Consider the following 12,928-nt stretch of genomic DNA (forward strand, 5'->3'; position numbering starts at 1 on the left):
TTTAGCGTTGAGCCGCTTCTGGCTTGTGCGCCACGAAGCGCATCATCCACTCTGCAACCGTAGCGCCATGATGCTCCTGCTCAAGGCTCGCGACACCCTTGGTGTAGATCTGCGAACCCAGCGCTTCCTGGCGCAGATCAAGCAACGCGCGCGAGTAGTCGTGAATGAATTCCGGATGGCCCTGGAAGCACAGCACCTGTTCGTTGATGTGATACGCCGCGAACGGGCAGAAATCGCTGGAGGCGATCACCGTGGCATTCTCTGGTAGCTCAGTTACCTGATCCTGGTGGCTGATCAACAGTGTCAGCTCTTCGCGCACCGGACTCATCCACGGCGCCTTGGCCGCCAGCTGGTAGCTGTGAGTGCCGACGCCCCAGCCTTGGGAAGCACGCTCGCTCTTGCCACCAAGCAGCAGCGCCAGCAATTGATGGCCAAAGCACACGCCGAGCAATTTGTCGCCGCGTTCGTAGCGTTTCAGAAGATAGGTCTTGAGGGTCTGGATCCACGGGTCAGTGCCGAACGAATCGGCCTTGCTGCCGGTGACCAGGTACGCATCGAAAGTCTCGTCGTCGCTTGGGTATTCACCCTTCACCACGTTATAGACCGTGAACTCAGCGGCGATCGGTTGTTGCGAGAACAGGCGCTGGAACATCTGCCCATAGCCCTGATACTGATCAATCAATTCGGGCCGCAGGATGTCGGTTTCGAGAATGCAGATGCGCAACGACATAAAAAATACCTGACACGTGATGGGAATAATGAACACCCCAGAGCCTGCCCTGAAACACCCGGCCAAGGCAAGCCCCGAAATGCTCGCCGGCCCTAGAACATTTCACCTTTCGCCGCTTTGTCCAGCAGCAGCGCTGGCGGGGTAAAACGCTCGCCGTACTGCTCGGCCAGATACTGCGCGCGGGCGATGAAGTCCTTCAGGCCATATTGGTTGATGAACTGCAGCGCACCGCCGGTCCACGCGGCAAATCCGATGCCGAAGATCGAGCCGACGTTGGCATCCGCCGTCGAGGTCAGCACGCCCTCCTCCACACAACGCACGGTTTCGATGGCCTGCACAAACAACAGACGATCACGCACATCCTTCGCAGAAATCTGTCCGTCGGCCTTCTCGAAGCGCGTTTTCAGCTCCGGCCACAAATGCTTTTGGGCACCTGCTGGATAGTCATAAAAACCGCCCCCGGCAGCTTTGCCCGGTCGTTTGAATTCATTGAGCATCAAGTCAATCACGGCAAAGGCCGGATGCTCAATCAGTGGTTTCCCCTCTGCGTGTAAGTCCTTGGCCGTCTGCTGACGGATATGGCTCATCAGGCTGAGGGAAACTTCGTCGGAGATTGCCAGAGGCCCGACCGGCATTCCGGCCTTGCGCGCTTCGGTCTCGATCATCGGCGCACTGACGCCCTCGCCGAGCATGGCAATGCCTTCGTTGGTGAATGTGCCGAAAACCCGTGAGGTGAAGAAGCCGCGACTGTCGTTGACCACAATCGGAGTTTTCTTGATCTGCAGAACGAAATCGAAACCGCGAGCGAGAGTTTCATCGCTGGTCTGCGCGCCCTTGATGATCTCCACCAGTGGCATTTTTTCCACCGGACTGAAGAAATGCAGGCCGATGAATTTGCGTTGATCCGGAATGGCGGTCGCCAGGCCGGTGATCGGCAGCGTCGAGGTATTAGACGCAATCACCGCTTCGCTTCCGACGACCTGTTGCGCGGCGGCAGACACCCTGGCTTTGAGTTGGCGATCCTCGAACACCGCTTCGATGATCAGATCGCAACCCGCCAGATCGCCATCGCTTTCGCTCGCAACGATTCGCGCCAGCACCGCTTCGCGCTGTTCGGCAGTCATGTGGCCACGGGCAACTTTCTTATCCAGCAGCGCCGCGCAATGCGCTTTGCCCTTTTCGGCAGCGGCGAGGTTGATGTCCTTGAGGACGACCTCGATACCGGCCGAGGCGCTGACAAACGCGATGCCCGCGCCCATCATTCCGGCGCCGAGTACACCGACTCTCTGCGTTTTATAAGGCGCAAAACCTTGCGGTCGTGAACCGCCGGCGTTGATCTCGTTCAGTTGAAACCAGAACGTACCGATCAGATTTTTCGAGATTTGCCCGGTCGTCAGTTCGGTGAAGTAGCGGGTTTCAATCAGGTGCGCCGTGTCGAAATCGACCTGAGCGCCCTCCACCGCTGCGCACAGAATCTTCTCCGGTGCCGGCAGAGTGCCCTGGGTTTTCGCGCGCAGGATCGATGGCGCGATCGCCAGCATCTGCGCCACTTTCGGGTTCGATGGCGTGCCGCCGGGAATCTGGTAACCCTTGACGTCCCAGCGCTGCACTGCCGCCGGATTGGCGATAATCCAGGCGCGCGCCTTGGCCAGCAATTCATCTGGATCTGCTGCCAATTCATCAATCAGCCCGGCCTGCAACGCCTGTTGCGGGCGCACCTTCTTGCCTTCAAGCAAGTACGGCAGCGCTTTTTCGATGCCGAGCATGCGCACCATGCGTACTACTCCGCCGCCGCCCGGCAACAGCCCCAGCGTCACCTCCGGCAAACCCAGTTGCACCGAGGCATCATCCACAGCGATGCGATGGTGGCAGGCCAGACAGATTTCCCAACCACCGCCCAGCGCCGCGCCGTTGATCGCCGCGACCACCGGTTTGCCGAGGGTTTCCAGGCTGCGCAATTGCGCCTTGAGGGTCAGCACCATGTCGTAGAAAGCTTTGGCTTCGGGCTTGCCGACCTTGATCAGTTCATTGAGGTCGCCGCCGGCAAAAAAAGTTTTCTTCGCCGAAGTGATGATGACTCCGGCGATGCTGTCTTTCTCGGCCAGCAAACGGGCAACGCAAGCGGCCATGGCCTCGCGGTACACGGCGTTCATGGTGTTGGCGCTCTGGCCCGGCATGTCCATGGTCAGCACGACGATACCGTCCTGGCCTTTTTCGTAACGAATGGCTTCGCTCATAACAGGGTTCCTTGAAGTCGGGGCTCAGAGGCGTTCGATGATGGTGGCAATGCCCATGCCGCCGCCGACACAAAGCGTCGCCAGCCCGTAGCGCAGGGTGCGCGCTTCCAGTTCATCGAGCAGGGTGCCGAGGATCGCGCAACCGGTGGCGCCCAGCGGATGGCCCATGGCGATCGAGCCGCCGTTGACGTTGACCTTGCCTGGATCGACGGCCATGTCCTTGATGAATTTCAATACCACCGAGGCGAACGCTTCGTTGACCTCGAACAGATCGATGTCCTCCACCCGCAGTCCGGCCTTGGCCAGCGCTTTGCGGGTCGCCGGCGCCGGGCCGGTGAGCATGATGGTCGGGTCGGTACTGGTGACGGCTGTAGCAACGATGCGCGCCCGTGGCTGCAGGCCCAGGGCGCGGCCCTTGGCTTCGGAGCCGATGAGCATCAGCGCCGCACCGTCGACAATTCCGGAACTGTTGCCCGGCGTGTGCACATGGCTGATCCGCTCGACCTGGCTGTAGACCCGCAACGCCGTGGCGTCAAAGCCCATCTGCCCGATCATTTCGAAACTCGGCTTAAGTTTGCCCAGGCCTTCGAGGGTCGATTCGGCGCGGATGAACTCATCGTGATCAAGCAGGATGATGCCGTTTTGATCCTGCACCGGCACCAGCGACTTGTTGAACGAGCCGTCGGCTCGCGCTCGTGCGGCTTTTTGCTGCGAGTGCAGGGCATAGGCATCGACGTCTTGCCGGCTGAAGCCTTCGAGGGTAGCGATGAGATCGGCGCCAACACCTTGCGGCGTGAAGTGGCTGTGCAGGTTGGTCTGCGGGTCCAGTGCCCAGGCGCCGCCATCGCTGCCCATCGGCACCCGTGACATCGACTCGACGCCGCCGACCACCACCAGATTCTCGAAGCCTGAGCGCACTTTCATCGCGCCAAGATTCACTGCTTCCAGACCTGAAGCGCAGAAACGGTTGATCTGCACACCGGCGACGCTGACGTCCCAGTCGGCCACTTGCACCGCCGTCTTGGCGATGTCCGAACCTTGATCGCCGATCGGCGTGACGCAGCCGAGGACGACATCATCGACCTGACTGGTATCCAGCGCGATGCGCGCCTGCAAGGCGCTCAGCAAACCGGCCACCAGGTTGACCGGCTTCACGCTGTGCAGCGCGCCATCGGCCTTGCCTTTGCCACGCGGGGTGCGTAACGCATCGAAAATCAAAGCTTCAGTCATGACGTCCTCGAACCTGATTTATTGTCACTTCACTTTCGCCCTGCGCCGACTGGCAAGCAATGACCACATTGCTCAAAGCGCTTGACGCACACGCTCAGACGGACGGTCATCCGGCATGAGGTGAACCGGTTCAGGTCAGCGAGTTGTCTAGCCAGCGGGCGGCAAAGAAGCTGGCAATACGCCTCATGCTTTTTTTAAAGCTTTTTCCAAGCACTCCATATGAAATGGATCTAAGTCAACGCGGACGTGGGCCCTAAGGTGAAGATGTACGCCATCGTCGTCGGGTTTTGCCGAGACGGGCGTCCTTCAACAGGAAGTGCAACGCGTGCCGTCAGGGATATGCAGTCAGGCATGCATCAGGAAATAACAATAAAGGCGGTCAAGCCATGTTCAAACAACCGAAAGTACGTCAAGCAGGGCTCATTCTTTTCGCCACGACGCTGTTGTTGATCTTGCCGAATCTGACCAAGGTCATCGGCTGATTCAAACGTCGCGTGCTGTATATCGCCACTGAAAATGTGACTGGCCCGCTACCCGGGCCAGCGTGGTTGTGCCAACCTTTGCGCACTTCTACGACATGGACGGCGATCTTTTGAAAACGCTCATTGCGCTCGGCGCCTTGCTGCTGAGCTTGCCCTTGTCTGCCGCACAACTGGATTTGCAGTTGGGCGCAAACAGCCGTACCTGGCAGACCGAAGAGCTGCTCAAGCATCCTCAGCTGCAAACTCTCACGATCAACAATGATGTTTCCTACAAGAAAGACATGACCTATCAGGCTGTGCCTCTGGCCGCATTGCTGAAGGGGATCAAGCCGGATGATCACTTGCAAGCGGTGGCGCTGGACGGCTTTGCCGCAGAGCTGGCCGCTGCGCCCTTGCTGAACAGGGACGGCGCACGAGCATGGCTGGCAATCGAGGACCCGGCGCGGCCGTGGCCACCGCTGTCTGCCGGCAAGCACAGCGCCGGGCCGTTCTATCTGGTCTGGACCGATCCGCAGACCGGCAATATCAGCCCCGAACAGTGGCCGTTCGAAGTCGCCAGCATCAAGCTGATGGCGCCGGTGGCCCAACGCTTCCCTGCCCTGCTGCCCGATCCTGCCTTGAAGGCCGATGATCCGGTGAACAAGGGGTTTGCCCTGTTTCAGAAGAACTGCCTGGCGTGTCATCGATTGAATGGTGCGGGCGATGCGCAGTTCGGGCCGGATCTGAATATTCCGTATAGCCCGACCGAGTATTTCGGGGCGGATTTCTTGAAGCGCTACATCCGCGATCCGCAGAGTTTGCGTCAGTGGCCGCAGGCGAAGATGCCGGGGTTTTCTGCTGAGGTATTGCCGGATACAGATCTTGAAATGCTGGTGGGCTATCTCAAGCACATGGCCGGCCGCAAAGCCAAGCCCTGATGCAGTCCCCTTGTGGGAGCGAGCCTGCTCGCGAAGGCGGAATGTCAGTCGCTGATTGGCTGGCTGATGGACCGCTTTCGCGAGCAGGCTCGCTCCCACAGGGCTTTGCGTGCGTAGAACTATTGTTGCTGCACGGAAATAACCGGCGTCGGCGAGACGAACACCTTCGCATGCATCTGCTCGCAGCCGCCGCCCCGGCGCATGCCGCGCACCGGGCAGGCATCGAGATAATCCAGGCCCACCGCCAGCTTCAGGTGTCGCTCCGGGCGCGCCAGCTGGTTGGTCACGTCGAAGCTGTACCACGCGTCATCCAGCCACGCTTCTGCCCAGGCATGGCTGGCCAGATGCTCGCAGTCTTCGCTGTACAGATAACCCGAAACGTAACGCGACGGCACGCCGAGGCTGCGCGCGCAGGCGAGAAAGGCATGGGCATGATCCTGACAGACCCCGGCGCGACCGGCGAAAGCTTCGGCGGCGCTGGTGTCGACTTCGGTGGAGCCCGGCGTGTAGGTCATGTGCTGATTCAGACCATGCATCAAGTCGATCAGCGCGGTGCGATCACGCCGTTGCTTGCAGTTCTTCGCGGCAAACTCGCGCAAGGCTTCATCGGCTTCGGTCAGGCGCGTGAAGCGCAGGAACGGCAGCGCCGACTGGCTCTCATGTTCGGCCTCGCGCAATTCATCGATATCAACCTGACCACGGGCGCCAATGATGATCGCTTCGTGCGGCTCGTCCATGGTCAACACATGCAGGATATTGCCGAACGGATCGAGCTGCGCACGCACCGGACGCGGCAGATCGAGCTGCCAACTGAGCACATGCTGACGCTCGCTGTCGTGAGGGGTCAGGCGCAGGTACTGGATGCTCGCGCGCACCTGATCTTCGTAGTGATAGGTGGTCTCGTGGCTTATGGAAAGTCTCATGCAGCCTCCAGGTAGGAACTGTGAATGGCGTTGCCCAACTGGCGCACCAGCGGGATGAATTCGGTCAGCCAGGCGTGCAGGCCTTCTTCGAGGATTTCGTTGATGCCGGTGTAGCGCAGGCGCGCGTCCATTTCCGCCGCCAGGCGTTGTGCCGGCCGGCCGTTGGCGCCGGGCAACTGCGCGAGGATCTGGTCAATCTCTTCGGTGCAGGCACGCAGCGAGCGCGGCACATCGGCGCGCAACAGCAGCAGTTCGGCCACATGCCGGGCGCCGGGCGCGTCGCGATAGATTTCGGTGTAGGCCTCGAACGACGACAACGCCCGCAGTAGCGCACTCCACTGGTAATAAGCGTGCGCGGTGCCATCGCTGACGGCTTCGGCCTGATCGCCGGCCATTTCGTAACGGGCATCAAGCAGGCGCAGCGTGTTGTCCGCGCGCTCGATAAACGTGCCCAGACGAATAAAGCGAAACGCGTCGTTGCGCATGATCGTGCCGTATGAGGCGCCACGAAACAGGTGCGAACGCTCCTTGATCCATTCGCAGAAACGGCTCATGCCATAGCGGCTCAGGCCCTGTTCGGCGATGCCGCGAATTTCCAGCCAGGTCGCATTGATGTTTTCCCACATGTCGGCGGTGATTCGCCCGCGTACCGCATGAGCACTGGCCCGCGCCGCGCCAAGGCAGCTGTAGATACTGGCCGGGTTGGCGGCATCCAGTGCGAAGAAATGCAGCAGACGTTCGGCGTGGAGGTCGCCGTGGCGTTCAAGGTAATCGTCAAGGGTGCCGGTAATCAGCAACGGCATGGCGAGTTCGTGCAGACCGTCGCCGCGCCCGTCCTGTGGCATCAGCGACAGTGAATAACTGATGTCGAGCATGCGCGCGAGGTTCTCCGCACGCTCCAGATATCGCGACATCCAGTACAGATCCGAGGCAGTTCTACTTAACATGGCAAGCTTCCTTCAATCCTCGACTACCCAGGTGTCCTTGGTGCCGCCGCCCTGGGAGGAATTCACCACCAGGGAGCCTTCACGCAACGCGACACGGGTCAAACCACCGGGTACAACCCGGGTTTCGCGACCGGACAACACGAACGGACGCAAATCGATATGGCGCGGAGCAATGCCATTTTCGACAAAGGTCGGACAGGTCGACAGCGACAGCGTCGGCTGCGCGATGTAGGCATGTGGTTTAGCTTTGATGCGCTCGCGGAACGCATCGATTTCCGCCGTCGTCGCGGCTGGCCCGACCAGCATCCCGTAACCGCCGGAGCCCTGGGTTTCCTTGACCACCAGATCCGGAAGATTGGCCAGCACGTGGGAAAGTTCAGACGGGTTGCGGCATTGCCAGGTCGGCACGTTTTTCAGAATCGGTTCTTCGTCGAGGTAGAAACGGATCATCTCGGTGACGAACGGGTACACCGATTTATCGTCCGCCACGCCGGTGCCGATGGCATTCGCCAGCACCACATTGCCGGAACGATAGGACGATAGCAGCCCCGGCACGCCGAGCATCGAGTCAGGGTTGAACGCCAGCGGATCGAGGAATGCGTCATCGAGGCGACGGTAGATCACGTCGACCGCTTTCGGGCCATCGGTGGTGCGCATGAATACCTTGTCGTCCCGCACGAACAAATCAGCGCCTTCCACCAGTTCAACACCCATTTCCCGCGCCAGAAACGCATGTTCGAAGAACGCGCTGTTGAAGCGCCCTGGCGTAAGTACCACCACACTGGGGTTTTCGATCGGGCTGGAGCTTTTCAGCGTGTCGAGCAGCAGATTGGGATAGTGATCGATCGGCGCGATGCGCTGGGCGGCGAACAGTTCGGGGAACAGGCGCATCATCATCTTGCGGTCTTCGAGCATGTAGCTCACGCCGCTGGGTGTGCGCAGGTTGTCCTCGAGGACGTAATAAGTGCCATCGCCGTCGCGCACCAGATCGACGCCGGAGATGTGCGAGTAGATGTCGCGGTGCAGATCCAGGCCCTGCATCGCCAACTGGTATTGCTCGTTGGCCAGCACCTGTTCGGCGGGAATGATCCCGGCCTTGATGATGCGCTGCTCGTGATAGAGGTCGGCGAGAAACATGTTCAACGCCTTGACCCGCTGAATACAGCCACGCTCGACAATCCGCCATTCACTGGCGGGGATGCTGCGAGGAATCGTATCGAACGGAATCAGTCGCTCGGTGCCTTGCTCGTCGCCATAGAGCGTGAAGGTGATCCCGGCCCGGTGAAACAACAGATCGGCCTCGCGACGGCGCTGCGCGAGCAACTCGTCAGGTGTCTCGGCCAGCCAGCGGGCGAATTCCCGGTAATGCGGGCGGACCAGGCCGCCGGCATCGTACATCTCATCAAAATAGGTGCGGATCATGCCGTACTCCTTGTCACTCCGGACATACAGGCCTTCGCAAGGCCCGTGCCATCGGCATAAACGCTTTTAATTCAATCGGTTGTAGATCTATGCCGCAGACCGCGCACCATTCCTGTGCGGCAAATGCCCCGGCCCGATTGCCCCCGCTTCATTGCGACGCACTGCATCGCCTATCACCAGCATAGTCAGAGTTGATTTCACTGCCCGGCCGCGACTGCGGATAATCCGCGCATTCGCTGCAAAACTTCCCCGGCACGGCGTCGTGAAGTCGCCAGCTCACTGAGCTGAACTGCCTTGGCAGCCCCGTCCCGACAGGACTTTATTGCATACCCGTCTTCCCTTTTAGCCAGCCTCTCCGGTGGCTTTTTTTTGCCGGAGATTCTTGTTTCAGGGTTTTGCCACTGCGATGTGCAGAAGCCAGAAACGACAACGGCCGACCCGAAGGTCAGCCGTTGTCCGACAAACAATGCGCAAGATCAATTCAACCGGTAACGATTGCGCACCTCCTGCTTCACGCCCCAACCCTCGATAATGCCGCCCAGCGGTTCGACCACGGCAGAAAAGCCTTGCTCGAAATCGCCAATATCGTCATAGGTCGCATACATCACTTTGCTCAATTCCAGCGACCAGGCGCCGTCGTCGCGCGCACTGACCTGGGCATTGATGGATTCACCGCGAAATTTGCCTGCTGCCCTGCGCGCCCGCTCCTCGTCCGGGAAAATCGCGTAGAACTCGATGGGATGGAACCGGGAAAAATCGAAACCGCCTTCTTTCATGCGGCGCAGAACGTTGCTGCTGATGTCTTCTTGATAGGCTGTGCTCATGAATCGTCCCCCTCGATTGATGGATAGACTTTCCGTATTCCCGCCCCGGGCCTTTTGGCCTAAGTACTACGGCAACGTGGTTGCGCGCGGGAAACAAGCATGTAGCTGACAAGACCAGACCTTAGCGATCCATTCGCTGATCTCGCTTGCAGAGTAGCCCCAAGAGAGCGCCGCTGCCAAGGCCTGGTTTTCGAGATGACAGGAAGTGTTCAGATGGGTGTGATGCTGCGGATTTCGATGCCGTTCTGGGTCTTGAGGTTTTTCACCCCGGCATCGGCGGTGCGCCCTTCCAGATCGTTCAGATCCAGCTTGGCGGCGACCGGAAGAAGCCGCTCCTTGATCAGCCGTGCGGCTTCATCATCGGACGGGCATTCCTCACGTTCGAAGACTTCATCAACAATTTCGCCGTGATCATCCACGAAAGTGACTTTCCACTTTTGCATCAGTGCCTCCTCGATCAACCCGTAAATGGGCTTACCTCTATCTCGACTTTTTTCCGCGATAGTTGGTTCAAAAGGATTACAGCACGTGGTCAGGAAAAACGGATGAGCGTTGTGGGAGCGAGCCTGCTCGCGAAGGCGGCGTGCCAGTCGACATTGAGTTGGCTGACACTGCGCTTTCGCGAGCAGGCTCGCTCCCACAAGGAGGTTTTTTTGCGGGGAAGTATCAGTCGTTGCTCGGCTTGTTGACCGCTTGCAGCACGTATTGCGGCAAGGCGAACGCGCCAATGTGGATTTCCGGGTTGTAGTAGCGGGTGACGATGCCGCTGCCGATGAAGCGCTGTTGCAGGGTTTCACGGCTGAGCTTGCGGTAGGCCGGGTTGGTCGAGCCCCAGGCGAAGGTCATCGAACCACCGATGTAAGTGGGCACGGCGGCCTGATAGAAATGCCAGTCCGGGAACAGGCTGCGCAGGCGACCAGCGGTGGTTTTGACTTCGTCGATCTGCATGAACGGCGTGCCGTTCTGAGTGACGAGGATGCCGCCCTCGTTCAGGCAACGGTGGCAAGCCTGATAGAAATTCTCCGAGAACAGCACTTCACCCGGGCCGATCGGATCGGTTGAGTCGGAGATGATCACGTCGAATTTTTCAGTGGTGGTGGCGACGAAACGCATGCCGTCGTCGATCACCAGATTCAGGCGCGGGTCGTCGTAGGCACCGGCGGAATGGTTAGGCAGAAACTCCTTGCACATGTCGACCACGGTGCCGTCGATTTCGACCATGGTGATGTGCTCCACGCCGGCATGCTTGGTCACTTCGCGCAACATGCCGCCGTCACCGCCACCGATGATCAGCACGCGCTTGGCAGTGCCGTGGGCGAGGATCGGCACGTGGGTGAGCATTTCGTGATAGATGAATTCGTCGGCTTCGGTGGTCTGGATCACGCCGTCCAGCGCCATCACCCGGCCCATGCGCGGGTTCTGGAAGATCACCAGATGCTGGTGTTCGGTGCGCACTTCGTGCAGCAGTTTTTCCATGCGAAAACGCTGGCCGTAGCCTTCGTAGAGGGTTTCCAGGTACTCGCTGGTCTTGGTGACGGTCATGGTCAAGTGCTCCGATAAATGCGCGGGCGCCATCGTGGGGACGATTGCCCGGGAAAGGCGCGCATTCTACGTTGCCGAAGATGACAGGTCGAACCTCACTTGATGGCGTAGACACAATCCTTGTAGGAGCTGCCGAAGGCTGCGATCTTTTGATCCTGGTTTTCAAGTTCAAGATCAAAAGATCGCAGCCTTCGGCAGCTCCTACAAGGGAGATCGCTGTGTTGTCAGATCCGGACGTTACCCCGTGGCCCGGCGATCGCCCAGATGATCAGGCCCAGCACCGGCAGGAGGATGATCAGCAACACCCAGACAATTTTCATCCCGGTGGAGGTACCGCTTTTCAGCACGTTGATGATGGCCCAGATGTCGAGGGCAAGGATGATCAGGCCAATCAGACCGTTGAACGTGGAACCCATGGTGTCGCTCCAGAATAGTGGCATGCACTTTTAGGATAGACGGTCGCGCGCAGGGTTCCCTTTTATTGCGTTCAGACGTGAACGGCGACCTTCAAGGCTTCCAGCGCTGGCGCAGCGGAGATGCCGACCTCGGCGCACAACTCCAGCACGCGGGGCACATCGTTGCCGTAGACCAGGACCATTTGCAGTTCATCGTCGAGCAACTGGCTGAAGTTGACCAGCGTGTAACCGCCGTTTTCCTTGTTCAGGCTGCTCATCTGCACCTGGATGCGGTTGAGTGCGGTCAGCGCTTCGGTCTTGGCCAGTTGCTTGGGCTTGAGATTGAAGTCCACGCCCGGGCCAAACGAGGCAACGATCTGCGCAAACAGATCGACGTAGGTGTCGGCCTGGAACAGTACGGTTTCCGGCAGGCTACCGACCACCACCCACTCACCCAGCGAAATCGGGAAGGTGTCGTCGTAGTTGATGTCAGGATTGGCTGTCAGAAACGCATCGGCATCGGCGTAGGCCTGCGCGGCTTCGTCGGCGACTTTCAGGATCTCGTCCTCGCCCATGCAGCCAGAGCTGATTTTGCTGATGAGTTCGACGAGTGCGGCTTTCATGAGGGCGGATCCTGTAGTGACAGTGGAATTTCGGGCGCGAAGGATAGCGTAGAAAAGCAGAAGATCGCAGCCTTCGGCAGCTCCTACAGATTCTGCGTTTGACTGCGGACAGGCTGCGATCTTTTGACGTTTATCAAGCCAACAACTTTTCCAGCTGCGCGGTGGTATCGACTGCGCCCATGGTCCGCGCCGCGTCCAGCGCCGTCACGCCATTGGCGTCCTTGGCTTTCGGGTCAGCGCCCTGGCCGATCAGGTAATCGACGATTTCAACGCGGTTGAACATCGCCGCCATCATCAGCGCCGTGCGGCCGTCGAACGACGAGCCTTCGATCTCGGCGCCCGCCTCGACCAGCGCTTTGACCACCGCCAGATCGCCTTTGAACGCAGCGCCGGCAATCGGGCTCTGGCCGTTGCCATTGCGCATTTCCGGATCAGCTTTGTGTTTAAGCAGGACCTTCACCGCATCAACATGGCCGTAGTAGCTGGCGAGCATCAACAAGGTGTCACCCTTGCTGTTTTTCAGGTTCACCGGCAGCCCGGCGGTGACCAGGCGATCAAGCATCTCGGCATCACCGTCGCGCGCCTTGTTGAAAACCTGCTCGGTGAATTCGGCAGCTTCTTCAGGGGTCATCTGGCGGCTTTGGTCGGACATGGGG

13 protein-coding genes are annotated in these 12,928 nt (G+C 59.5%); 1 reads left to right on the plus strand and 12 read right to left on the minus strand.

The window, feature by feature from the left end; translation table 11 throughout:
* Nucleotide 1: 1 nt before the first annotated feature.
* The 3 genes from AC4IHP_RS19810 to AC4IHP_RS19820 all read right to left on the minus strand — a co-directional run bounded on the left by AC4IHP_RS19810 (nucleotide 2) and on the right by AC4IHP_RS19820 (nucleotide 4,197).
* On the minus strand, nucleotides 2–730 hold the full coding sequence (locus AC4IHP_RS19810) for an amidotransferase (RefSeq protein WP_490832538.1): 729 nt from the start codon (nucleotides 728–730) through the stop codon (nucleotides 2–4).
* 92 nt (nucleotides 731–822) lie between these two features.
* The gene (locus tag AC4IHP_RS19815) at nucleotides 823–2,967 is read right to left on the minus strand and encodes a 3-hydroxyacyl-CoA dehydrogenase NAD-binding domain-containing protein (RefSeq protein WP_490832539.1); all 2,145 of its coding nucleotides are present in this window, start codon (nucleotides 2,965–2,967) and stop codon (nucleotides 823–825) included.
* 24 nt (nucleotides 2,968–2,991) lie between these two features.
* Nucleotides 2,992–4,197, minus strand: a complete 1,206-nt coding sequence (locus tag AC4IHP_RS19820; RefSeq protein ID WP_490832540.1) for an acetyl-CoA C-acetyltransferase — start codon at nucleotides 4,195–4,197, stop codon at nucleotides 2,992–2,994.
* Between the two features lie 577 nt (nucleotides 4,198–4,774).
* Here AC4IHP_RS19820 and AC4IHP_RS19825 point away from each other — a divergent pair.
* Nucleotides 4,775–5,596 carry a c-type cytochrome gene (locus AC4IHP_RS19825; protein WP_490832557.1) on the plus strand — a complete coding sequence of 274 codons (822 nt, stop codon included), beginning with the start codon at nucleotides 4,775–4,777 and terminating at the stop codon, nucleotides 5,594–5,596.
* A gap of 119 nt (nucleotides 5,597–5,715) precedes the next feature.
* Here AC4IHP_RS19825 and AC4IHP_RS19830 read toward each other — a convergent pair whose 3' ends face one another.
* From AC4IHP_RS19830 to AC4IHP_RS19870, 9 genes are all read right to left on the minus strand, one after another.
* Nucleotides 5,716–6,519: a transglutaminase family protein gene (locus tag AC4IHP_RS19830; protein ID WP_073472583.1), complete on the minus strand. Its 804-nt coding sequence runs from the start codon at nucleotides 6,517–6,519 to the stop codon at nucleotides 5,716–5,718.
* Nucleotides 6,516–7,466 (minus strand): alpha-E domain-containing protein, encoded by a 951-nt coding sequence (locus AC4IHP_RS19835; protein WP_016773788.1) that lies wholly within the window; start codon nucleotides 7,464–7,466, stop codon nucleotides 6,516–6,518. Before AC4IHP_RS19835 ends, AC4IHP_RS19830 begins: the two co-directional genes overlap by 4 nt.
* Nucleotides 7,467–7,478: 12 nt before the next feature.
* Nucleotides 7,479–8,888 (minus strand): circularly permuted type 2 ATP-grasp protein, encoded by a 1,410-nt coding sequence (locus tag AC4IHP_RS19840; RefSeq protein WP_490832541.1) that lies wholly within the window; start codon nucleotides 8,886–8,888, stop codon nucleotides 7,479–7,481.
* A 476-nt stretch (nucleotides 8,889–9,364) separates the two neighbouring features.
* Nucleotides 9,365–9,712, minus strand: coding sequence for a ribonuclease E inhibitor RraB (locus AC4IHP_RS19845; RefSeq protein WP_003223226.1), 348 nt, complete (start codon nucleotides 9,710–9,712; stop codon nucleotides 9,365–9,367).
* 209 nt (nucleotides 9,713–9,921) lie between these two features.
* Nucleotides 9,922–10,155 carry a hypothetical protein gene (locus AC4IHP_RS19850; protein WP_186622600.1) on the minus strand — a complete coding sequence of 78 codons (234 nt, stop codon included), beginning with the start codon at nucleotides 10,153–10,155 and terminating at the stop codon, nucleotides 9,922–9,924.
* A gap of 223 nt (nucleotides 10,156–10,378) precedes the next feature.
* Nucleotides 10,379–11,254, minus strand: a complete 876-nt coding sequence (gene speE, locus AC4IHP_RS19855) for a polyamine aminopropyltransferase (protein WP_016773785.1) — start codon at nucleotides 11,252–11,254, stop codon at nucleotides 10,379–10,381.
* Between the two features lie 224 nt (nucleotides 11,255–11,478).
* Complete coding sequence (locus tag AC4IHP_RS19860) at nucleotides 11,479–11,670, minus strand: PLDc N-terminal domain-containing protein (protein ID WP_039763840.1); 192 nt, start codon at nucleotides 11,668–11,670, stop codon at nucleotides 11,479–11,481.
* A 71-nt stretch (nucleotides 11,671–11,741) separates the two neighbouring features.
* Nucleotides 11,742–12,272: a hypothetical protein gene (locus AC4IHP_RS19865; RefSeq protein WP_490832542.1), complete on the minus strand. Its 531-nt coding sequence runs from the start codon at nucleotides 12,270–12,272 to the stop codon at nucleotides 11,742–11,744.
* Nucleotides 12,273–12,405: 133 nt separating this feature from the next.
* On the minus strand, nucleotides 12,406–12,924 hold the full coding sequence (locus AC4IHP_RS19870) for an ankyrin repeat domain-containing protein (protein ID WP_039763836.1): 519 nt from the start codon (nucleotides 12,922–12,924) through the stop codon (nucleotides 12,406–12,408).
* Nucleotides 12,925–12,928: the final 4 nt, after the last annotated feature.

The sequence above is a fragment of the Pseudomonas sp. UF-293 genome, assembly GCF_058245595.1.

What these genes read in the sequence shown, in the direction of transcription:
- AC4IHP_RS19810 (WP_490832538.1), bottom strand. Translation starts at nt 730, where the DNA reads ATGTCGTTGCGCATCTGCATTCTCGAAACCGACATCCTGCGGCCCGAA.
- AC4IHP_RS19815 (WP_490832539.1), bottom strand. Translation starts at nt 2,967, where the DNA reads ATGAGCGAAGCCATTCGTTACGAAAAAGGCCAGGACGGTATCGTCGTG.
- AC4IHP_RS19820 (WP_490832540.1), bottom strand. Translation starts at nt 4,197, where the DNA reads ATGACTGAAGCTTTGATTTTCGATGCGTTACGCACCCCGCGTGGCAAA.
- AC4IHP_RS19825 (WP_490832557.1), top strand. Translation starts at nt 4,775, where the DNA reads ATGGACGGCGATCTTTTGAAAACGCTCATTGCGCTCGGCGCCTTGCTG.
- AC4IHP_RS19830 (WP_073472583.1), bottom strand. Translation starts at nt 6,519, where the DNA reads ATGAGACTTTCCATAAGCCACGAGACCACCTATCACTACGAAGATCAG.
- AC4IHP_RS19835 (WP_016773788.1), bottom strand. Translation starts at nt 7,466, where the DNA reads ATGTTAAGTAGAACTGCCTCGGATCTGTACTGGATGTCGCGATATCTG.
- AC4IHP_RS19840 (WP_490832541.1), bottom strand. Translation starts at nt 8,888, where the DNA reads ATGATCCGCACCTATTTTGATGAGATGTACGATGCCGGCGGCCTGGTC.
- AC4IHP_RS19845 (WP_003223226.1), bottom strand. Translation starts at nt 9,712, where the DNA reads ATGAGCACAGCCTATCAAGAAGACATCAGCAGCAACGTTCTGCGCCGC.
- AC4IHP_RS19850 (WP_186622600.1), bottom strand. Translation starts at nt 10,155, where the DNA reads ATGCAAAAGTGGAAAGTCACTTTCGTGGATGATCACGGCGAAATTGTT.
- speE (WP_016773785.1), bottom strand. Translation starts at nt 11,254, where the DNA reads ATGACCGTCACCAAGACCAGCGAGTACCTGGAAACCCTCTACGAAGGC.
- AC4IHP_RS19860 (WP_039763840.1), bottom strand. Translation starts at nt 11,670, where the DNA reads ATGGGTTCCACGTTCAACGGTCTGATTGGCCTGATCATCCTTGCCCTC.
- AC4IHP_RS19865 (WP_490832542.1), bottom strand. Translation starts at nt 12,272, where the DNA reads ATGAAAGCCGCACTCGTCGAACTCATCAGCAAAATCAGCTCTGGCTGC.
- AC4IHP_RS19870 (WP_039763836.1), bottom strand. Translation starts at nt 12,924, where the DNA reads ATGTCCGACCAAAGCCGCCAGATGACCCCTGAAGAAGCTGCCGAATTC.